Below are 20,909 nucleotides of genomic sequence, written 5' to 3' on the forward strand. Positions count from 1 at the left end.
GGGAATGGCCCCCGATACATCACAGGGGTAATGTGTCATGCCGCTGAAGCGCCTGACACGCGGGGCACGCCTGTCACTTGCGCGCCTGTCGCTGTTTGGTGGCGGCAGGCGGCTGCCGGCGGCCCCCGTCCATCATGTACGTGACCTGTGGCCGGGCAATCCGGCGGCGGGCGCGCTGCTGGTCCGCGGCAGCCTGACATGGGCGGGATATACCCATCCCGTTGGTCCCGGCCTGTGGGATTCGCCTGCGTTCGAACCTGCCTTCCGCGAGGGGCTGCTCGGTTTTCGCTGGCTGCGTGACCTGCGCGCGGTGGGTACGGATGCCGCACGGCTGAAGGCGCGCGCGCTGGTCGATGACTGGCTGCATCACCCCGCCCAGGACCCGCTGGCGCTGGAATGCGGGGTGATTGGCGCGCGTGTGGCCGCATGGCTGGGGCATTACGATTTTTTCGCCGCTTCCGCCAGCGATGCCTTCCGCCAGCGCCTCATGGCCCGGATCCTTGTGGAAGGGCGCACGATCGCGGCGCTCATGCCGCCTGAAACGCAGGGCTGGCAGACGCTTGCCGCGCTGAAGGGGCTGCTGGCGGTCGCGGTGGCCATGCCGGAATATACCGGCTTCCTGGCCCGGTACCGCCGCTATATCGATGCAGCGGTGGAAGGCCAGATCCTGCCCGATGGCTGGCATGTCGAGCGCAGTCCGGAGGTGCAGCTGCGCGCGCTGCGCGAACTGGCGGAAATGCGCGCCATGATGCAGGCCGTCCAGCATGCGCTGCCGCATTCCGTTGCCCTGGCACTGGACAAGATGAGCCCGGTGCTGCGCGCCATGCGCCATGGGGATGGCGGGCTGGCGCTGTTCAACGGCAGTCATGAGCGTAGCGCCACGCTGATCGAGATGGTACTGTCCCAGGCCACACGCACGCGGGTGGTGGCAAGCAGCATGCCCGACGGGGGATTCGTGCGCATGCAGGCCGCGCGCACGCTGCTGCTGGTGGATGCGGGCATTCCGGCACCCCCCGACCATGACCATAATGCGCATGCGGGCACGCTCTCGTTCGAGTTTTCCTGCGCGCGCCAGCGCCTGATCGTCAATTGTGGCGGCGGGGTGCTGCCCGCGTGGAAAGAGGCCCTGCGGCAGACGGCGGCCCATTCCGTTGTGGTGGTGGAGGACATGTCCTCCTCCGAATTCGGGGATGACGGCACGGTGCGCCGCAAGCCCACCCATGTGGGGGTGGAGCATGCGGTGGCCGAAGGCGCGCACTGGCTCAACCTGTCCCATGATGGCTACCATGCCTCCGCCGGGGCCACATATTACCGCAGGCTCTACCTTGGCGCGGATGGCGAGACCCTGCGCGGGGAGGAAATGCTCGAGGGCGAGCGTGAACTGGCCTTCGTGCTGCGCCTGCACCTGCATCCGTCGGTTACGGCGGTGGACGCGCTGGATGGTTCGATCCTGCTGACCGGGGGCGAACAGCACTGGCGCTTCCGTGCCATGGGGGGCACTGTCGGCATAGAGGAAAGCGTGTACAGCGGTGGCCAGGTCCCGCGTCCCACGCTTCAGCTTGTGGTGCGGGTGGACCCGGCGGCGCGGGCGGACGCGACCGGCAGCGGCGCATTGCCCGGGCAGCCGCCCGTGCCGCAGGGCAGCACCACGATGGACGACGTGCCGCCGGGCAGGGTGCGGCAGGTGGTGCGCTGGGCCCTGCAGCGCGAAAAACTGCTGCTGCTGGCATGAAGATACTTGAAATCACCAATGTCGATTTCTCGATGCGTCAGTTCCTTTTTCCCCTCATGCTGGCGTTGCGCGGGCAGGGGCATGATGTCGTGGGCGCATGTGCCGATGGCGCGCTGCTGGATGCCATGCGGGCGGAAGGCCTGCGGGTGGTCGCCGTTCCCATGTCGCGCACCCTTTCCCCCCTTGCTCAATGGCGGGCGTGGCGGGCGCTGGTGCGCCTGATCCGGGCCGAAAAGCCCGACCTCGTGCACGCCCACATGCCCATCAGCGGCCTGCTGGGGCGGTTTGCCGCCTGGCGGTGCGGGGTGCCGTGCGTCGCCTATACCTGCCACGGCTTTCTGTTCAACCAGCCGGGCTCGCGCCTGCGGCGCGTTGCGGCCCTTGTGCTGGAATGGCTGGCGGGAAAGGTGACGGATATCTACCTGACCGTATCGGAGGAGGAAGCACGCGACGCCCGCAGGCTGGGCATCCATCACAGGGCTGCGGGCATTGGCAATGGACGCGATCCCGCCATTTTCCACCCCGACCCGACCGTCCGTACCCACCTGCGCGCGCAGATGGGCGTGACGGAGGGGCAGGTCGTGATCCTGGCGGTCTCACGCCTTGTGCGCAGCAAGGGATACCCCGAACTGCTGGCGGCCATGCGCGCGGTACCGGACAATGCGGCATTGTGGATTGTGGGTGAGCGCCTGCCCAGTGACCGGGGGGAGGACCTGGAGCCCTATTTCGCCGCCGCCCGTGCGGTGCTGGGGTCAAGGCTGGTCTTTCTGGGATATCGTGAGGACGTGGCCGCGATCATGGCGGCGGCGGACATCTTCGTGCTGCCCAGCCACTTCGAGGGCCTGCCGATGAGCGTGATCGAGGCCATGCTGTGCGGCCTGCCGGTGGTGGCCACCGATATTTCCGGCCCGCGGGAGCAGGTGGTGGCGGGGGAAACCGGCCTGCTTGTGCCCCCGGCCAACGTGCCCGGGCTTGAGACGGCGCTCGCACGGCTTGTGGCGGATGACGCCCTGCGCCAGCGCATGGGCCGTGCCGGACGCGCGCGGGCGATGGCATGCTACACGCAGGACCGGGTGATGGCACGTATACTGGCCCTGTTGACCGTGCATCAGGGATAGTCCGCAAAGCCGCTTCCCGGACCATCGTGAAAAATCTCTGGTAAAGCATTTTCCGGAAATCTTCCGGGAGCCGCGTTTTTCAAAAAGGCGGCTCGCGGAAGCTTTTCTGGCAACATCGTCTGCTCAGGCAATCCCCTAACGGCGGGGTGTGGCCTGCGGCTGTTCTTCCATCTGTCCCTCGCCCTCGCCGCCCATGGCCTGGATCAGCGCCTGGGTCTGGGCTTCATGCGACTTGATCAGCTTGACATTATCCGGGTTGAGCGTGGGCATGGAACGGCTGTCCTGTGCGGGATGCTGCAGGACGGCGGTGGTCATGCCGAAGGTGGTGATGCCCATCACGAACTCACGCGCCGACATGCCGTATTTCTGCAGGATCGGCTGAAGCTGCGGCATGGCTTCCGTGCGCTTGATGGTTTCTTCCAGCGACATGTTCGGCGTCTCGGGCGGGGAGATGCGCGATTCGCGGATCTGCTGGATCACCGGCGTCATGCGCGTGAAGAAGTCCTTTGGCAGCCTGTACTGCGCCACCGTGTTCATGTCACGCTGGATCGCGGCCTGCTGGGCGGCGCTGGGAGCCTGCTGGGGGGCTGCCGCCTGCGGTGCCTGCGCCCGTGCCGCACCCATGGCACCCGGCATGCAGGCCATGCCAAGGGCACAGGTGGTGGCGACAAGCGCCCTGCGGAGGGAAAAATCGGTCATGGCTGGTTACTCCATTCACCCTGTCGCATCAGGGGTTCGCGGGTGCCGTCATGGTTGATGGCGTCCACGTCGATCTTGCCGGACCCGATCATCCAGTCAATATGGATGAAGCTGCTGTTGGCCCCCTGCTGCGCCAGATGGGCTTCGGTCAGGTTGTCAGTATCCAGCATGCATTTGGCATAGGACTGGCCCAGCGCGATGTGGCTTGCCGCGTTCTCGTCAAACAGGGTGTTGCGGAACAGGATCCCGCTTTCGGAAATGGGGGAGGACGCGGGAACAAGTGCGACTTCACCCAGCCTGCGGGCGCCGTCATCGGTATCAAGGATGCGTTCCAGCACGGCCTGCCCCTGGCCTGCGCGGGCTTCGACGATGCGGCCTTCCTCGAAGCGTACGGCAATATCGTCGATCAGCGTGCCCTGATGGAACAGTGGCTTGGTCGCGCGCACCGTGCCGCTGACCTTGCGGGCATGGGGGGTGGTGAACACTTCCTCGGTCGGAATGTTGGGGTTGCACACGATGCCGTTGCCAGCCGGTTCCGCCCCGCCTGCCCAGGCATGGCCATCGGCCAGGCCCACGGTCAGGTCCGTATCAGGGCCGGTAAAGTGCAGGGCCGCGAACCGGCGGTCATTGAGCCATGTCGCGCGCTTGTGCAGGCGGGCGTTATGGGTTTTCCATTCCGCCACCGGGTCATCCACCATCACGCGCGATGCCTGGAAGATCGCATCCCACAGATGGCTCACGGCTTCATCTTCCGGCAGGTCGGGAAAGACCTGTGCCGCCCATGCGGGCGTGGCGAAGGCCACGATATTCCAGTTGATGGCAAAGCGCGTGATCAGTTCCATGGCCGGACGCCCCGCACGGGATGCCGCGCGCGCCACGCGGGAGACGCGTTCGGGGGCCTCATTGGCCAGCAACACGGGGTTGCCACCGGTAATCGCCATGCGTGCCGCCCCCTTGCGGTAGGCGGTGGCCATGCCGTCCTGCAGCCAGTCGGCGGCGGTATCGAGCGTGTCGTCGGCGGCATGGCGGAAGCGGGCCAGCGTCGTCGCGTCATCGGCATAGAAGGGGGTGACCAGTGACGCACCGGCCTTGTAGGCATGTTCCGTAATCCGGCGCACCAGCGGCACGGCGTCCAGTGGTGCCGTGATCAGAAGCTGCTGGCCATGGGCGACGTTCACGCCAACGCGCACGGCCACTTCAGCCAGGCGGTCCAGAAGATGTTCATGCTGGGGGGAAAGAGCCATGCGTCATCATATCCTGTAAAAAGCGGGCCATGTGCCGCATGCCCGCGGAATGGGCGCAGGATAGACGACACGCTCCCTTTAGGTAAGATGATAGATGATGACCGGAAACCGGCGGGAGCATGCAGTCAATGAAACAGGTGCCCACGGGTTCCCGCGTCCTGTGCACGCTGGATGCGGCGCGCGCGGCCCCGCAGCGTGTGCTGTGTGATGACCGTGCCCTGGTGGTGTGGATGGTGGATGAGGACAGTCCCGCCGTGATCGATGACCGCTGTCCGCACGGAAATGCCCGGCTTTCCGCCGGTTACGTGCTGTATGGCCGGATTGTCTGCCCGCTGCATATGTGGACATTCGGCCCCGACGGGCGCGCGCAGGCGCCCGGTGGCCGGACCGAGGCGGCAGGTCCCGCCCCACGGGGTTATGAATGCTGGGTCAGCGGGGGGCAGGTCTGGGCGCGGGTGTAGGCGTGTCTCCCTGACGCTTCAGCCATTCCTGTATCACCGCAAGGATATGGGCCTGCTGGCGCGCATCCAGTGCCTGCCCGGCCGGAATTGCATGCCATTTGGCAACGCAGCCCCGGCAGCAGGTACCCGTGGCATGCTGGGCGATGAAGACCGGGTGGCCGCGCCATGGTGTCTGCCTGCCATCCTTGTCCGGCCGGGCCGGGGCAAGCCGGCTGGCTATGAAATCGGCCGCGTGCGCCATGACTTCCGGCAGGCCACGGTTGTCCAGATAGGCGCGTTCCCGCGCACCCAGGTGGAAACGGGCACGAAAGCGTGAAAAGGCCAGCCGTTCCCACAGTTCGGGCGGGACGGCGGGTAGCGGCGGCAGGACCGGGGCCGCTACCTGCCGCGCAGCACCGCGTAGAGCGGGCTGCGGCGTGGCCATGGCGGGGGCTGCTGGCGGTGGCGGCGCGAACAGGTCGGCCTGAACGGCGGGTGCCGTATTTTTTCCCGCGCGCCTGGGGGGCATGTCAGCCCGGCTGGACCAGAATGTGGCGCTTGCGGCCGGAAGAAAGCTTGAGCGCGCCGTCAATCAGGTCTGCACTGGATACGACCTGCGCCTCGTCACCGACCACCACGTCGTTCACCCGCGCGCCACCACCACGGATCAGACGCCGGGCTTCCCCGTTGCTGGTGGCGAAGCCGGCTTCGACAAACAGGCGGAAGGCGGGAACGCCTTCGGCCAGCAGGGTGGCGGGAAGCCGGACCGTGGGCAGGGCGGCGGCGGTTACCGCGCCTTCCTCGAATGTACGGCGGGCGGCTTCGGCGGCTTCCTGTGCGGCGGCGCGGCCATGGCACAGGGCCGTGGCCTCGGTCGCCAGCACCTTTTTCGCCTCGTTGATCTCCGCCCCGCCAAGCGCTGCCAGCCGGTCGCATTCCGCAACCGGCAGTTCGGTGAACAGCCTGAGGAAGCGACCCACATCCGCATCCTCCACATTGCGCCAGAACTGCCAGTAATCGAATACCGGCAGCCGCCGTGCGGAAAGCCAGACCGCCCCCTGCGCGGTCTTGCCCATCTTCGCGCCGGAACTTGTGGTGAGCAGCGGTGTTGTCAGGCCGAACACCTGGGCACCATTCATCCGGCGCACAAGGTCAATGCCCGAGACAATGTTGCCCCACTGGTCCGATCCCCCCATCTGCAGGGTCACGCCATGACGGAGGTTGAGTTCACGGAAATCGTAGGACTGGAGGATGGAGTAATTGAATTCAAGGAACGTCAGTCCCTGTTCACGCTCCAGCCGCGAGCGCACCGAGTCGAAGGACAGCATGCGGTTGACGGAAAAATGGATGCCCACATCACGCAGCAGGTCGATGTAGGACAGCCTGTCCAGCCAGTCGGCGTTATTGGCCAGCAACGGGTCCGCCGGGCCATCGCCCAGCGGCAGGAACTGCCGTAGGCAGCCTTCGACGCCGCGCAGGTTGGTGGCGATGGTCTCCGTCGTCATGAGCTTGCGCGCTTCCTCACGGAAGGACGGGTCACCGATCTTGGCCGTGCCGCCGCCCATCAGGGCGACCGGGCGGTGGCCGTGGCGGTGCATGAGCCGCAGCAGCATGATCTGGATAAGGCTGCCAACGTGCAGGCTGTCCGCCGTTGGGTCGAACCCGATATAGCCCCCAACCGGCCCGGCCTGCATGGCGGCGTCCAGCGCCTCCATGTCGGTGCACTGGAATATGAAGCCGCGTGCTTCGGCCTCCCGGAGGAATTCACTCTTGGGCATGATCTGTTCCGCGCTGTGATGGGCTTGGCTGGCCGGGCCACCCCGGCGCGGACCAGCCTCTAGCATGTTCACGGCGCGACAGGGAACCGCCCGCGGCCAGCGGGGTGGTGAATCAGTCCGCAGCCAGCGCCAGCGTCTTGCGGTTCATGACCGTGCTGACATGGTCTTCCAGTGCTTCGGCCACGTCCTCGGCATGGTTGGCGAAGACGTGGTCGGCCCCCTTGAAGATGCGGTAGTCCACACTTACGCCCTTCTGGGTGTTCAGCTTGTCCACCAGCTTGCGCACGGCGGGTTCGGGCACCAGTTCATCGTTTTCCCCCGCGATCATGAGCCCGCCACACGGACAGGGCGCAAGGAAGCCGAAATCATAGTGGTTGGCAGGCGGCGCCACGCTGATCCAGCCCGTGATCTCGGGCCGGCGCATGAGCAGCTGCATGCCGACGAACGCGCCAAAGGAATAGCCCGCAATCCACAGCCCGCTGGCGTTGGGGTTGATCATCTGCATCCAGTCAAGGGCCGCGGCGGCGTCCGAAATCTCGCCAATGCCACCGTCATAGCGCCCCTGCGAGCGGCCGACGCCGCGCGAGTTGTAGCGCATGACCGAGAAGCCCATTTTCTCGAACGCGCGGTACATCGCATAGGTGATGCGGTTGTTCATGGTTCCGCCATGCAGCGGGTGGGGATGGAGTACCAGCGCAAGCGGCGCATTGGGTGCGCTTGAGTGGTGGTATCGACCTTCCAGGCGGCCATCAGGGCCGGCAAACATGACCTCAGGCATAGGTATCCCGCATTTGCATCTCCCCGTGCATTCCAGGCATTGCATCGGGAACGGTTACTGTAACAGCCTGCCTGACCGGCGATGCCCCGTCAGGTCGGCAGGCGGAGAAAACGCTGTCTGTTCGTGCGCCCCTGCCCGGTGCAGGAAGTGGCCCTGTATTCATCCGGTCGTTACGGCACGAAAAACAGAATTGATCCGGCCTGGCGCGCCAGACCGAAAGTAAACCAATGCCAACCGGCCTGATAATGGGCATCCTGCCCACCGGAGAACAGTGCATCTTCGGCAGGCGTGCCCTGCGTGGGGGGCAGGCATGGCTGGCTGGGTATGCCCGCGGCGGTGCAGGAATTTCTTTCCTGCCGGGACGGGTGCTGTCGTGCGGGTTCGCTCTCCTTGCCATGCCCCGGGCGGGGCAGGCGACATGTAGGGCAGCGGCATGGAAATGGTGTATCCACCCCATAACACGTTGCAATAAATATTATGTTGCGCTGCCTTATAGCGGTGTGGATTCACAAAATGCCAGATAAATCGTAATCCACGTCGTAAAACGACTTGCCGCAACCCATATGGCTGGACAGCATGAGCACCGCACGCGACCCTTTTACATACCTTGACGCGAATGCCACCGAACCGCTCCGGCCGCAGGCGCTTGCCGCCATGACGGAGGCGGCGCAGATGGCGGGCAACCCGTCCTCCGTGCATCGGGCGGGGCGGGCGGCGCGCGCCATGCTTGAAGCCGCGCGTGAGGACGTGGCGATGCTGTTTGGGGTGCAGCCGGACAACTGCGTTTTTACCTCCGGCGGGACGGAGGCCAACGTGCTGGCCATGACCGGGCAGGCGGGCGGGCGACGCATCCTGGTCGGGGCGACCGAGCATGATGCCGTGCGGCAGGCGCTCCCGGCCACGACCGTGCCCGTAACGCCGGATGGCGTGGTCGACCGTATTGCACTCGAACGCCTTCTGGCCGTGCCCGATGCCGCCCCGGCGCTGGTCTGCATCATGCTGGCCAATAACGAGACCGGGGTCATCAACCCCATGCGCGAGATTGCCAACCTGTGCCATGCCCACGGGGCCTTGCTGCATGTCGATGCGGTGCAGGCGGCGGGACGGATCGCGTTCGACGTGGCGGGGCTGGGGGCCGACAGCGTGGCGGTTTCAGGTCATAAATTCGGCGGACCGAAGGGCGCGGGCGCGCTGCTGCTGGCGGGCGAACGCTTTTGCGCCATTCCCCCCCGCCTTGCCGGTGGGGGGCAGGAGCAGGGGCGGCGTGGGGGCACGCCCGCGCTGCCCGCCATCACGGGCATGGCCGCCGCAGCCCGCGTGGCGGTGGCCGATATGGCGGTACAGGCCGCACGGCTTGGTGCATGGCGCGCGCGGATCGAGGCGGCGGCGGTCGCTGCCGGGGCCATGGTGTGTGGCGGCGCGGCGGCGCGGCTGGCCAATACCACCTGCCTGCTGCTGCCCGGACGGCGGGCGCAGACGCAGCTGATCGCGCTGGACATCGCGGGATATGGTGTATCCGCCGGTGCGGCCTGTTCATCGGGCAAGGTCACACGCTCGCACGTGCTTGAAGCCATGGGACTGGGGGAGGACGCGGGCTGCGCCATCCGTGTCTCGCTCCCTTGGTCCGTGACCGGGGCGGGGGTGGACGGCTTCATTGCCGCCTATACCGCCATGGCCCGCCGCCTGCCTGCACCCCGGGGCGTGGTGGCATGAGCGAAGATGACCTGATCTATCTGGATTACCAGGCCACCACGCCATGTGACCCGCGCGTGATGGAAGACATGCTGCCGTGGTTTACCCACAGCTTCGCCAATCCGCACAGCCTTGACCACGCGGCCGGGCGCGCGGCGCATGAAGCCGTGGAACAGGCCCGGGCGGACGTAGCCGCCCTGCTGGGGGCGGAAGCACGGGAAATCGTGTTTACCTCCGGCGCGACCGAGGCGAACAACCTTGCCATCAAGGGTGCGGTCCGTCACCTGCTGGAATACGGCGATACGCGCAGGCGGGTGATCACGCTGGCGACCGAGCATAAATGCGTGCTGGAGTCGGTGCGTGACCTTGCGCGCGAAGGATGCGAGCCGGTGGTCCTGCCCGTCCGCCCCGATGGTACGCTGGACCCCGACGTACTGGCCCGCGCGCTGGAGGTGCCCACCCTGCTGGTCAGCATCATGGCCGCCAATAACGAGACGGGTGTCCTGCACGACATTGCGGCCCTTGCCCCGCTGGTCCGTCAGGCGGGCGCATTGCTGCACAGTGATCTGGCGCAGGCGGCGGGCAAGGTGGATGTGGATGTGCGGGCGTGGGATCTCGATCTGGCCTCCGTCTCCGCCCACAAGCTGTACGGGCCAAAGGGGGTCGGGGCGCTGTTCGTGCGCCGCAGGCCCCGGGTGCGGCTGGCGCCGCTGTTTTCGGGCGGGGGGCAGGAACGCGGCCTGCGTTCGGGCACGCTGCCGGCCCCCCTGATCATCGGCTTTGGCGCGGCGTGCCGCCTTGCCCGGGCCGGGGGGGCGGCGGAACGCGTGCGGGTCGCGGCGTTGCGCGACCGGCTGCTCGCGGCATTGCAGGCGGGTTGCGGGGGCATGCATGTGCATGGCCGCATGGAGAACAGGCTGGCGGGCAACCTCAACCTGCGTTTTGACGGGGTGCGGGCGGTGGACCTGCTGGCCGCAGCGCCCCAGCTTGCGGTTTCCACCGGGTCGGCCTGCTCATCGGCGGAAGTGGTGCCGTCCTACGTGCTGACGGCCATGGGGCTGGACGGGATTGCGGCGGCGGAAGGCTTGCGTCTGGCCGTCGGACGCTATACCTCAGCCGCCGATGTGGATCGCGCGGCGGCGATCCTGTGCCAGGCCGTGGCACGGTGCCGCGCGCAAGGCAGTGTTTCGCCCCAACCGGGGCGGACAGCACAGGCAGGATGACAAAGATGGCGCATATAACATTCATCGAGCGTGACGGCAGCCACCGTGAAGTCGCGGCCCCGCTGGGCCTCTCGGTTCTGGAAATCGCTCACAAGAACGGAATCGACCTTGAGGGCGCGTGCGAAGGCTCGCTGGCCTGCGCTACCTGCCACGTGGTAGTGGACCCCGAATGGGCCCCGAAGCTGACCCCGCCGACCGAGGACGAGGAAGACATGCTCGACCTGGCCTTCGGGCTGGAGAAAACGTCCCGCCTGGGCTGCCAGATCGTGATGACCGAGGCGCTGGACGGTCTTGTGGTGCGCCTGCCGCGCACGTCCTGACCGGGGCGGGCTGCAACCGCGCGCGGGATCGCGCGCAACATGATGTTTGACGCGCGGTGCCCGGGGGCGGATAGTCCCGCGGGCACCGCCTGTTCATAGGGAAGTGGGATCAAGCCATGCGCATTCTTGTGGCCATGTCCGGCGGGGTGGACAGTTCCGTCGTTGCCGCCCGCCTGGTGGACGAGGGCCACGAGGTGATCGGCGCGACCCTCCAGCTGTACGATTCACGCGAGAGCACGAAAAAGGGCGCGTGCTGCGCGGGCCGTGACATCCATGATGCCCGCCGCGTGGCCGACAGGCTGGGCATCCCCCATTACGTGATCGATGCCGAGCGCCGTTTCCATGACAGCGTGATCGGCACCTTTGCCGATGCCTATGCGGCGGGCGAGACACCGGTGCCCTGCGTTGCGTGCAACCAGGGTGTCAAGTTTACCGACCTGCTGGGCATGGCACGCGACCTGGGGGTGGATGCCATGGCCACCGGCCACTACGTGCGCCGCGTGGACGGGCCGGACGGCCCCGAGATGCACCGCCCCGTCGATGCCGGGCGCGACCAGTCGTGGTTCCTGTTCGCCACGACGCGCGACCAGCTGGATTTCCTGCGCTTTCCGCTGGGGGACATGCCCGACAAGGCGGCTGTGCGGGCGGAAGCCGAGCGGTTCGGTCTTGCGGTGGCCACCAAGCCGGACAGCCAGGACCTGTGTTTCGTGACCGATGGTTCCTATGCCGGGCTGGTGGAAAAGCTGCGCCCCGATGTGACAGGTGCCGGCGATATCGTGGACCGGTCCGGTCACGTGGTGGGCCGGCATGAAGGCGTGACCCGCTACACCGTGGGCCAGAGCAGGCGGCTGGGCAACGCCGCCATGCGCGATGGCGCGCGCCAGATGGTGGTGGGCATCCAGCCCGCCAGCCGGCGTGTCGTGATCGGCCCGCGCGCGCAGGCGGTCTCGCGCACGCTCATGCTGCGTGACATGAACTGGCTCGTGCCGCCGCCGGGGCCCGATGGCCTGCGCTGCGCGGTCCAGATCCGCGCGCGGGAGACCGCGCGCGCCGCCACCGTATGGCAGGCCGGAAGCAGTGGCGCACGTGTGGAACTGGATGAAGGCGCCGTGCCCGCGCCGGGGCAGGCCTGTGTCCTGTATGATGGCAGCAGGGTGCTGGGCGGCGGCTTCATCCGCAGGCCCGACAGCGAAGGGAAGGTCGTGTCAGATGAGTGATGGTATTCTGGTTATCGGTACGCGGCGGTATTCGTCATGGTCACTGCGTGGCTGGCTTGCGGTACGGCTGGCCGGGCTGGATGTGCGTGAACAGCTGATCCCGCTGGCGGCCAACGGGCAGACGGCGGCCATCGCCACCCTCTCGCCCAATGGCAAGGTACCGTATCTGGAGCACCGGGGCATCGCGGTGTGGGAAAGCCTCGCCATATGTGAATACTGTGCCGAGCAGGTTGCCGGGCTGTGGCCCGCCGATGCGCGCGCACGCGCCTATGCCCGCAGCATCTCCGCCGAGATGCATGCCGGATTCCGCGCGCTGCGGCAGGCCATGCCCATGAATACCGGCCGCGACAGCCGGCCGCTGGCGGCAGGCACCACGCCGGACATCGATGCCGACATCACGCGCATCGACGCCATCTGGACCGAGGCACGGCTGGATTTTGGCAGGGATGGCCCCTTCCTGTTCGGTGCGGCCTTTGGCATGGCGGATGCCATGTTCGCGCCCATTGTCTCGCGCTTCCTGTCCTATGGTGTCAGTCCTTCACCGGAATCGCAGGCTTACATGACCGCCGTGCGCGCCCACCCGCTGGTGGAGGAATGGTACGGCCTGGCGTCACGCGAACCGGTGGAATGGCAGCAGTCCCGTTTTGAGGAGATCGGCTGAGCCAGCCCGCATGACCATGCCATGGCGCGTGGCCGTGGTGCTGCCCGCGCGTGAGGGGTTCACCGCTGGCGCCGTGGGTGCGATCGGCCTGCAGGTGGCGGCCCTTGCCGGGCCGCGGGATGTGATCGTGGGGCCGGAACTGTCCGCGCCTTCGCTGGTGCCTGGCCATGAATACCATGCCATCCGGCCCGGCCTGTGGCCACCGGGTGGCCGCAGCCTGCGTTACGCCGCGGCGGTGCTGCGTGCGGTGGCGGGCATTGCCCCGGCCGTGGTGGAAGTCCACAACCGCCCCGATACTGCCCTTTACATTGCCCGGAACCGCCCCGGCCAGCGCGTGCTGCTGGTGCTGCACAACGACCCGCAGGGCATGCGCGGCGCGGATACGCCCCCCCTGCGGCGCGACCTGCTGCGGATGATGGATGTGGCCTGCGTGTCGGGCTGGGTCCGCGCCCGCTTCCTCGATGGCCTGCCCCCTGCGTGTGAAGGCCGGGTTGGCCTTTCCCCCAACGGTGTGGCCCTGCCCGCGCAGGTCATGCCGATGGACCGGCGCGACCCCTGCGTGCTGTTTGCCGGCCGCGTGGTGGCGGACAAGGGGGCCGACCTGTTCGTGGCCGCCTGCGCCCGGCTTGCCGTGGATCATCCGAGCTGGCGCTACCGCATGATCGGGGCCGACCGCTTCCGCCCCGATGCACCGCTTACCCCCTTCATGACCGGCCTGCTGCCCGCCGCCCGCGCGGCCGGGGTGGAAATGGCAGGCTACAGGCCGCATGCGGACGTGCTGGCCGGCATGGGGCGGGCCGCCATCGTGGTGGTGCCCAGCCGCTGGCCCGAACCCTTCGGCATGACGGCGCTGGAGGCCATGGCGGCGGGCGCCGCCCTTGTTGCCGCCCCCTGTGGCGGCCTGCCCGAAGTGGTGGGGGATGGCGGCATCCTGTACCCGCCAGACCCCGCATCCGGTCTGGCGCGGGTGCTGGGCGGACTGATGGCGGACGGGGCGGCCCGCACGGATCTTGCCGCGCGCGGGCGTGCCCGGGCGGCGCGTTTCAGCCTTGCGCATGCCCGTGCCTGCCGCGACGGGCTGCGCGTGGCCTGCCTGCACGGGCGCCATGGATGACAGGTTTTGGTTTTTCTGCACCGATGGGTATGGGACAGATCGGCCCATGGCCCTATATCTGGTCGGAACAGGGCTCATGCCAAACACAGTGCCAGACAATAGCGAAAGACTGGAGGCCACATGTCCGATACCGTTCAGGCAGCACCGGATGCCGCAGCCCAGAATGCCCTCGTGCCGGTTACGGTGCTGACGGGTTTTCTGGGTGCGGGCAAGACCACGCTGCTCAACCATATCCTGACCGCCCAGCATGGCCGCAAATATGCGGTGGTGGTGAATGAGTTCGGGGAGCTTGGCGTAGACAACGACCTCGTGGTGGATGCCGATGAGGAAGTGTTCGAGATGAACAACGGCTGCATCTGCTGCACCGTGCGCGGCGACCTGATCCGCATCCTTGGCAACCTGATGAAGCGCCGCGCCAGATTTGATGGCATCATTGTCGAGACCACGGGGCTGGCCGATCCCGCCCCGGTGGCGCAGACCTTCTTTGTCGATGAGGACGTGCGCGGCAGGACCCGGCTCGATGCCGTGGTCACGGTGGTGGATGCCTACAACGTCATCCAGACGCTGGAAGAAAGCCCCGAGGCGGTGAACCAGATCGCCTTTGCCGATGTGATCATCCTCAACAAGACCGACCTTGTGGATGAAGCGGGGCTTGAGGCGATCGAAAAGCGCATCCGCTCCATCAACGCGGTGGCCCGCATCCACCGCGCGCAGCGTGGCGACGTGCCCCTGTCCGATGTGCTGGATCAGGGCGGCTTCGACCTGCAGCGCGCACTGGAACACGCGCCGCACTTCCTTGAAGATACCAGCCATTCGCATGAGGCGGACGTGACATCGCTCTCCTATGAAGTGGAGGAGCCGCTGGACGCCGCCAAATTCCAGGCATGGATCGGTGCGGTGCTGCAGGAGCAGGGGGCTGACATCCTGCGCGCCAAGGGCATCCTGAACTATGCGGGAGAGGACCGGCGCTTCGCCTTTCAGGCCGTGCACATGATGGCGGATGGTGATTTCATCGGCCCGTGGAAGGAAGGGGAACCCCGTGTCTCGCGCCTCGTCTTCATTGGCCGGAACCTCAACCGCCCGCAGCTTCGCCGGGGTTTTGAAAGCTGCCGCGCGAAATGAGCGATACCGTGAACGATACCATGGGCAGTGACGCCATGGGCCCCACCCTGCTTGAACGCCGGGGGGCCATACGCCAGCTTGAAGGCCAGATTACCGGCTGCGCCATCTCGCGTGACAGCCAGCAGGTCGCCTTTGTCACGGGGGAAGGCGATGTCGTTCTGGCCGACCGGGCGGACTGGGGCCGGTCGGATGCATGGAATGTCCAGACCGTGCATGACGGTGCGATCCTGGCCATTGCCGCCGATGCCGCGCCCACCGGCTTCCTGACCGGCGGTGATGACAGCACCCTGCGCCGGATCGGGGCCGATGGCAGCGTAAGCGACCTGGTGCGCGGCCGCCGCTGGATAGAGCACGTCACCACATGGTGTGATGACAGGGGCAAGGGGGGCGTGATCGCCTTCGCGTCCGGCAGGCAGGTCGAACTGCGTGACGCGGGCGGGCAGGCCACGCTCAAGGTGCTGGAGCACCCCTCCACCGTCAGCGGCATCGTGTTTGATGCCAAGGGCAAGCGCATCGCGGCCTCGCATTACAATGGCGCGTCGATGTGGTTCGTGCAGGCGAAGGTGGATACCGTCCGCCCGCTGGAATGGAAGGGCAGCCATATCGGCATTGCCATCCATCCCGCCGGAGAGGCGCTGGTGACATCGATGCAGGAATCGGAACTGCATGGCTGGCGCCTGTCGGACGGGCACAACATGCGCATGAGCGGTTATCCGTCCAAGGTGCAGTCCATGGCGTTCACGCGCAATGGCAAGTGGCTGGTGACCAGCGGCGCCGACACGGTTGTCATGTGGCCGTTCTTCGGTGGCGGCCCGATGGGCAAGCCCCCGGCCGAGGCTGGCGGCATTCCCGGCGTGGTGTGCACCCGCGTCGCCTGCCACCCGCTGCATGACATCGTGGCCGCGGGCTTTGCCGATGGTTCGGTGCTGATGGTCGATACCGGGGCGCAGCGCGTCCTGCCTGTCTGCATGGGTGGGGGGGAGCCGGTTTCGGCGCTGGCCTTCAGCCCGGACGGGTGTGGCCTTGCCTTCGGCACGGAAGATGGCCGCGTCGCCGTGGTGGATCTGGCGGCGCATTAGGCAGCGCTCCGACCACGGACGGGAAAGGGGGAGCGGGCGCATGCGCGTGCTTCATGTCATGGCGGCACGCGGCAATGGCGGGGCGGAGCTTTATGCCACCGATGTCATGCTGGGCCTGCAGGCGGCGGGAGCTGCGCAATGCGCCGTGCTGCATCCGGCATCCCCCCGACTGGACGAAATGCGTGCGCGGGGGGTGGCGGTGGAAACCGCGCCCCTGCGCTTTCCCCTCCGCCCGCTGGCCCGCCATGCCATGCGCAGGCTGATCACGCGCATGCGGCCCGACCTGATTCACTGCTGGCTGCGCCGCGCGGCGGAACTGGTGCCCGCGCATGCAGGCGTGCCGGTCATCGGCTGGTTCGGCAATTACAAGGACCTGCGTCCCTTCGCGCATTGTGACTGGTTCGTGGGCTGTACGCCGGACATGGCACGATCCATGCGCGAACGGGGCGCACCGGCGGACCGGGTTGCCTATATTCCCACTTTTTCTTCCGTCACACCGGCGTCGCCGGTCAGCCGGCAGTCCCTTGATACCCCGGCCGATGCCCGTGTACTGCTGGTGCTCTCGCGCCTGCACCCGGCCAAGGGACTGGAAACGCTGCTCGACACCCTGCCTGACCTGCCGGACTGCCATGTCTGGCTGGCGGGCGAGGGGGAACTGCGCACGGCCCTTGCGGCACGGGCGGCGCGGCTGGGGGTGGCGCGGCGGGTGCATTTCCTTGGCTGGCGCACCGACCGGGGGGCCTTGCTGGCGGCGGCGGATATCTGTGTCCTGCCCTCGCGTTACGAGCCGTTTGGTACTGTCATCCTTGATGCCTGGTCGGCGGATGTGCCGCTGGTGGCCTGTGCCGCGGCAGGCCCGCGCGCCCATGTGCGTGACGGGCACAACGGCATGCTGGTGCCCGTTGATGATGCGCAGGCACTGGCGGCGGCCCTGCGGCGGGTGCTGGATGACCCGGCTCTGGCCGCGCGCATCGTGGCGGGCGGCAGGCAGGAATACACGGCGCGTTTCACCCCGCAGGCCGTGACCCGCCAGTGGCTGGACCTGTATGGCCGCGTGCTGTCAGCGCACGGCGGGGGCGGATAGCGGCGCGGCCGGGGGTGGCGTGGGCGCGCGGGGCGCCGTGGCCATGCCATCCAGAAACGCCTCGGCCAGTGCGGCATAGAGTGGCTGCGAACAGATCATGCGCGAGACGCCGTAGGCCAGGAAGGATGTGGCCAGAAGTGCCAGCGTGACCTGCTGGTTGTCACACATTTCCATCACGATGACCGATGCCGTAAGCGGTGACTGCACCACGGCGGAGAAATAGGCCACCGTGCCCAGCAGCACCACGGCGCCCGGCGTGGTGTGCGGCAGGAACTGCGCCACCCAGCCGCCAAAACCCGCCCCGATGGCGAGCGAGGGCGCGAACAGCCCCCCCGGAATGCCCGAACAGTAGGAAATGATGGTGGCGATGAACTTCAGGATGAAGAAGGAAGCCGGATAGTGCGTCCTGCCTTCGATGATTTCATGCGCCTGTTCATAGCCCGTGCCGTAGGTGATGCCGTCCGATGCGATGCCGATCACCGCCAGCAGCAGCCCGCAGCTGGCGGCAAACGCCACCGGCCTGCCGCGTGCAAACCGCCCCAGCCCCCCGGGCAGGCCACGGGTTGCGCGGATCAGGATGGCGGAAAACACCCCGCCGCCAATCCCGCCCAGAATGCCGCAGGTCGGCACCGCGATCCAGCTTATGCCAATCGGCACCACCACGTCCGTGTGGCCGAAATAGCTGTAATTGCCTACCAGTGCGATGGCGGTCACACCCGACAGGATCACGCCGGTCAGCATGGTGCCGCTGGTGCGCTGCTCGAACGAATGGCTGAGTTCCTCGATGGCGAAGACGATCCCGGCCAGCGGCGTGTTGAACGCCGCTGATACGCCCGAGGCCCCCCCCGCCAGGATCAGCCCGCGCCGCATGCTGACGGTGGACAGGTTGAGCCACCGCCCGCAGGCATGCATGATGGCCGCGCCGATCTGCACGCTCGGCCCCTCACGCCCGATGGAGCCGCCCGCCACCAGCCCCAGCGTGGTCAGCACGATCTTGCCCGCAGCCACCCGCAGCGAGAGCAGCCGGTCGATGATGGCGAAGTTTTCAAGGTGCAGGGTGGCGATGGTCTGCGGTATGCCGCTGCCCTGCGCCCCCCGGAACCATGTGCGCGTGAGCCATGTGGACAGCGCCAGCCCCGCAGGGGTCAGGGCCAGCATGATCCATGGACTGATGGCGATGATATGATTGCGCAGCGTGGCCGCGGCATCGGCCGCCATGGCAAAGCCCACGGCCACCACGCCCACAATCACGGCAGCCGCCCAGCATGCCAGCTTGCGCCGCCACTGCTCGGTGGTGATACGGGCGGAACGGCGCAGGTGGCGCATGTGCCGCCGGCGGATCTCGGTTAGGTCGGTTCGCATGACCGGCAGGGAACTTTCAGCAACAGCACTGACAGATAAACAGGGGGGTAGCAGTCGGGTTGCGGAACAAGGGTGGTATTTATCGCAGGCCAGCCCGTCATGTCCACGCGGGGCAGGCCCGCGGATATCGGCAGGGGATCAGGGCAGTACCAGGACACCGGTATGCTTGGCCTTGCGCTCGGGTTCGACATGGATGTTGATCAGCGCCTGGCCCACGCCCGCACGCAGCCCGGCCTCCACGCGGTCACAGATATGGTGGGCGTCTTCCACGCTCATGGTGCCGGGCACCACAAGGTGGAATTCGATGAAGGTCATTGCCCCCACGATGCGCGCGCGGATGTCATGCGCCTCCATCGCCCCGGTGGCAGTGTGGGAGATGATGGAACGGATCTCGGCCAGCGTTTCCGAATTGGGGGCCTCATCCATCAGTCCCGCAATCGAGGTCCGCATCATCTCCCACCCCGTGCGCAGCACGTTGAGCGAGATCATGGCCGCCAGCAGCGGGTCGAGCCACAGCCAGCCGGTCAGCGGTATCAGGATGAAACCGCAGATCAGCACGGCGGAGGTCCACACATCGGACAGCACATGGTGCCCGCCTGCCACCAGTGCGGGCGAATGGTGCGCCCGCCCCAGCCGCAGCAGCAGCACGCCCCACCCCAGATTGAGCAGCCCCGCCCCGCCATTCAGGCTTATGCCCAGCAGCGAATCCTCGGGCGCATGCATGTGCCGGAACCCGATCCATGCCTCATGCGCGATGGTGATGGAGGTTATGACAACCAGTACCCCTTCCGCCACGGCGGACAGGTATTCGGCCTTGTAATGGCCATAGGTGTGGTTGTGGTCGGGCGGCAGGCTGGCCACCCGCAGCGCCCACAGCCCCGCCACGGCGGAGACCACGTTGATGATCGTCTCCACCGCATCCGAATACAGTGCGATGCTGTCCGTGACCCGCCATGCCGCGTATTTCATGCCGAGGGCGATGAGGCTGACCGCAACGCTGCACCACGCGGCCAGGATCTTGGTATCGGTTTTCGCGAACATGCCTGACGGGCGATCCTTGTCTTCAGACGGTATGGGCACTGGCGAGAATGCAGATATCGGCATCGCTCAGGGTCTCGATCTGCAACGTGGGATGCACGATGCCAAAGCGTTCATTCAGTTCGCGCGCGGCCAGATTCAGCAGCCCTTCCGCCGGGTGGCCGCTTTCACGCGCGTCACGCACAAGGTGTACGGTCAGTGCCGTCTCGGTCGTGCTGATCGGCCAGATATGCAGGTCATGCAGGTCGCACACGCCGGGCAGCGTGCGCAGGAAGGTGGCCACCTGTGCCGGGTCGATGCCGCGCGGCACGCGGTCCAGCGCCATGTCCAGCGAATCCCGCAGGAGCGACCACGTGGCCACGATGATGGACAGCGAGACGACAAGACAGATGGCGGGATCGATTCGCAGCCACCCCGTCAGCAGGATCACGCCGCCGCCCGCCACCACGGCCAGCGACATCAGCGCGTCCGACGCCATGTGCAGGAATGCGCCATGCAGGTTGAGGTCCTTCCTGCCGCCGCTTGCGAACAGCAGCGCCGTAAGCCCGTTCACCACAATGCCGATGCCCGCCACCACCATCACCGCGACACCGGCCACCGGGTGCGGGTGGACAAGGCGCTGCACGGCTTCCCACATGATCCCGCCGGTCACCACCAGCAGGGCCACGGCATTGCCCAGGGCCGCGAGGATGGAAGACCGGCGCAGCCCGTAGGTGAAAGTGGCGGTGGGGGAGCGGCGGGACAGCACTTCGGCCAGCCACGCCGCTCCCAGCGCCAGCACGTCGGACAGGTTGTGCCCCGCATCCGCCAGCAGCGAGAGCGCATGGCTGCGCACGCCCCATGCCGCTTCCCCGATCACATAGACAAGGTTGAGGGCAATCCCGATGGCGAATGCCCGCCCGTAGGATGCGGGGGCATGCACGTGATGGTGGCCGAACAGCCCGCCATGCCCATGGTCATGCCCGCAGTCATGGCCCGTGTGGTCATGGCCGTCATGTGCGTCACCTGCGGGGTCATGGCCATCATGGTCATGTCCGGCATGGTCATGGGTCGTGCCGCCGTCATGCACATGGTCATGCGCGACCGTATGGGCATGGCCGTCATGGCCATGATTGTGTTGGCATGCGCCCATGGGGCTGTGTCCATCTGCAGGAAAGCAAGGGTAACGCGGCCTTCCTAGCAGAAGGTTAAGCGCTGTCACCAGTACT

Annotated in this window: 20 protein-coding genes; 12 read left to right on the forward strand and 8 right to left on the reverse strand. The window is 67.0% G+C overall.

What is annotated here, in order from left to right; translation table 11 throughout:
• Positions 1-37 precede the first annotated feature (37 nt).
• Together LDL32_RS14135 and LDL32_RS14140 are read left to right on the forward strand one after the other, a co-directional pair.
• Complete coding sequence (locus LDL32_RS14135) at positions 38-1,732, forward strand: heparinase II/III family protein (RefSeq protein WP_233067954.1); 1,695 nt, start codon at positions 38-40, stop codon at positions 1,730-1,732.
• A complete protein-coding gene (locus LDL32_RS14140; RefSeq protein WP_233067956.1) occupies positions 1,729-2,850 on the forward strand; it encodes a glycosyltransferase family 4 protein in 1,122 nt (373 codons plus the stop codon). Before LDL32_RS14135 ends, LDL32_RS14140 begins: the two co-directional genes overlap by 4 nt.
• A 135-nt stretch (positions 2,851-2,985) precedes the next feature.
• On the opposite strand, the gene LDL32_RS14145 is transcribed toward LDL32_RS14140, so the two are convergent.
• Both LDL32_RS14145 and LDL32_RS14150 read right to left on the reverse strand, forming a co-directional pair.
• A complete protein-coding gene (locus LDL32_RS14145; protein ID WP_233067958.1) occupies positions 2,986-3,549 on the reverse strand; it encodes a hypothetical protein in 564 nt (187 codons plus the stop codon).
• On the reverse strand, positions 3,546-4,793 hold the full coding sequence (locus LDL32_RS14150; protein WP_233067959.1) for an aminopeptidase: 1,248 nt from the start codon (positions 4,791-4,793) through the stop codon (positions 3,546-3,548). Before LDL32_RS14150 ends, LDL32_RS14145 begins: the two co-directional genes overlap by 4 nt.
• Positions 4,794-4,921: 128 nt before the next feature.
• Between LDL32_RS14150 and LDL32_RS14155 the strand changes: the two genes are divergently transcribed.
• Complete coding sequence (locus LDL32_RS14155) at positions 4,922-5,254, forward strand: Rieske (2Fe-2S) protein (protein WP_233067961.1); 333 nt, start codon at positions 4,922-4,924, stop codon at positions 5,252-5,254.
• Here the strand turns inward: LDL32_RS14155 and LDL32_RS14160 are convergent.
• From LDL32_RS14160 to LDL32_RS14170, 3 genes are all read right to left on the reverse strand, one after another.
• On the reverse strand, positions 5,223-5,762 hold the full coding sequence (locus tag LDL32_RS14160; protein ID WP_233067963.1) for a DUF4186 domain-containing protein: 540 nt from the start codon (positions 5,760-5,762) through the stop codon (positions 5,223-5,225). The genes LDL32_RS14155 and LDL32_RS14160 overlap by 32 nt on opposite strands.
• A gap of 1 nt (position 5,763) precedes the next feature.
• Positions 5,764-7,011: a tyrosine--tRNA ligase gene (gene tyrS / locus LDL32_RS14165; RefSeq protein ID WP_233067965.1), complete on the reverse strand. Its 1,248-nt coding sequence runs from the start codon at positions 7,009-7,011 to the stop codon at positions 5,764-5,766.
• Positions 7,012-7,123: 112 nt separating this feature from the next.
• The gene (locus LDL32_RS14170) at positions 7,124-7,789 is read right to left on the reverse strand and encodes an alpha/beta hydrolase (protein ID WP_233067967.1); all 666 of its coding nucleotides are present in this window, start codon (positions 7,787-7,789) and stop codon (positions 7,124-7,126) included.
• Positions 7,790-8,365: 576 nt separating this feature from the next.
• Here LDL32_RS14170 and LDL32_RS14175 point away from each other — a divergent pair.
• The 9 genes from LDL32_RS14175 to LDL32_RS14215 all read left to right on the forward strand — a co-directional run bounded on the left by LDL32_RS14175 (position 8,366) and on the right by LDL32_RS14215 (position 17,301).
• Positions 8,366-9,502 carry a cysteine desulfurase family protein gene (locus tag LDL32_RS14175; RefSeq protein WP_233067969.1) on the forward strand — a complete coding sequence of 379 codons (1,137 nt, stop codon included), beginning with the start codon at positions 8,366-8,368 and terminating at the stop codon, positions 9,500-9,502.
• Complete coding sequence (locus tag LDL32_RS14180) at positions 9,499-10,704, forward strand: cysteine desulfurase family protein (RefSeq protein WP_233067971.1); 1,206 nt, start codon at positions 9,499-9,501, stop codon at positions 10,702-10,704. Before LDL32_RS14175 ends, LDL32_RS14180 begins: the two co-directional genes overlap by 4 nt.
• A gap of 5 nt (positions 10,705-10,709) precedes the next feature.
• Positions 10,710-11,024 (forward strand): ferredoxin family 2Fe-2S iron-sulfur cluster binding protein, encoded by a 315-nt coding sequence (locus LDL32_RS14185; protein WP_233067975.1) that lies wholly within the window; start codon positions 10,710-10,712, stop codon positions 11,022-11,024.
• Positions 11,025-11,140: 116 nt separating this feature from the next.
• Positions 11,141-12,241 (forward strand): tRNA 2-thiouridine(34) synthase MnmA, encoded by a 1,101-nt coding sequence (gene mnmA / locus LDL32_RS14190; RefSeq protein WP_233067978.1) that lies wholly within the window; start codon positions 11,141-11,143, stop codon positions 12,239-12,241.
• Positions 12,234-12,902: a glutathione S-transferase family protein gene (locus tag LDL32_RS14195; RefSeq protein WP_233067980.1), complete on the forward strand. Its 669-nt coding sequence runs from the start codon at positions 12,234-12,236 to the stop codon at positions 12,900-12,902. Before mnmA ends, LDL32_RS14195 begins: the two co-directional genes overlap by 8 nt.
• A gap of 16 nt (positions 12,903-12,918) precedes the next feature.
• Positions 12,919-14,016 (forward strand): glycosyltransferase, encoded by a 1,098-nt coding sequence (locus tag LDL32_RS14200; protein WP_233068934.1) that lies wholly within the window; start codon positions 12,919-12,921, stop codon positions 14,014-14,016.
• Positions 14,017-14,136: 120 nt separating this feature from the next.
• Entirely contained in the window at positions 14,137-15,138 is a 1,002-nt protein-coding gene (locus tag LDL32_RS14205; protein WP_233067982.1) for a GTP-binding protein, read from the forward strand.
• The gene (locus LDL32_RS14210; protein WP_233067983.1) at positions 15,135-16,217 is read left to right on the forward strand and encodes a WD40 repeat domain-containing protein; all 1,083 of its coding nucleotides are present in this window, start codon (positions 15,135-15,137) and stop codon (positions 16,215-16,217) included. Before LDL32_RS14205 ends, LDL32_RS14210 begins: the two co-directional genes overlap by 4 nt.
• Before the next feature lie 40 nt (positions 16,218-16,257).
• Positions 16,258-17,301 carry a glycosyltransferase gene (locus tag LDL32_RS14215; protein WP_233067986.1) on the forward strand — a complete coding sequence of 348 codons (1,044 nt, stop codon included), beginning with the start codon at positions 16,258-16,260 and terminating at the stop codon, positions 17,299-17,301.
• Here the strand turns inward: LDL32_RS14215 and LDL32_RS14220 are convergent.
• From LDL32_RS14220 to LDL32_RS14230, 3 genes are all read right to left on the reverse strand, one after another.
• A complete protein-coding gene (locus LDL32_RS14220; protein WP_233068936.1) occupies positions 17,278-18,627 on the reverse strand; it encodes a chloride channel protein in 1,350 nt (449 codons plus the stop codon). The genes LDL32_RS14215 and LDL32_RS14220 overlap by 24 nt on opposite strands.
• A 174-nt stretch (positions 18,628-18,801) precedes the next feature.
• Positions 18,802-19,704, reverse strand: a complete 903-nt coding sequence (locus LDL32_RS14225) for a cation diffusion facilitator family transporter (RefSeq protein WP_233067987.1) — start codon at positions 19,702-19,704, stop codon at positions 18,802-18,804.
• Between the two features lie 22 nt (positions 19,705-19,726).
• The gene (locus tag LDL32_RS14230; RefSeq protein ID WP_233067989.1) at positions 19,727-20,833 is read right to left on the reverse strand and encodes a cation diffusion facilitator family transporter; all 1,107 of its coding nucleotides are present in this window, start codon (positions 20,831-20,833) and stop codon (positions 19,727-19,729) included.
• Between the last annotated feature and the right edge of the window lie 76 nt (positions 20,834-20,909).

The organism is Komagataeibacter sp. FNDCF1, from assembly GCF_021295335.1.
Classification (GTDB): Bacteria; Pseudomonadota; Alphaproteobacteria; order Acetobacterales; family Acetobacteraceae; genus Komagataeibacter.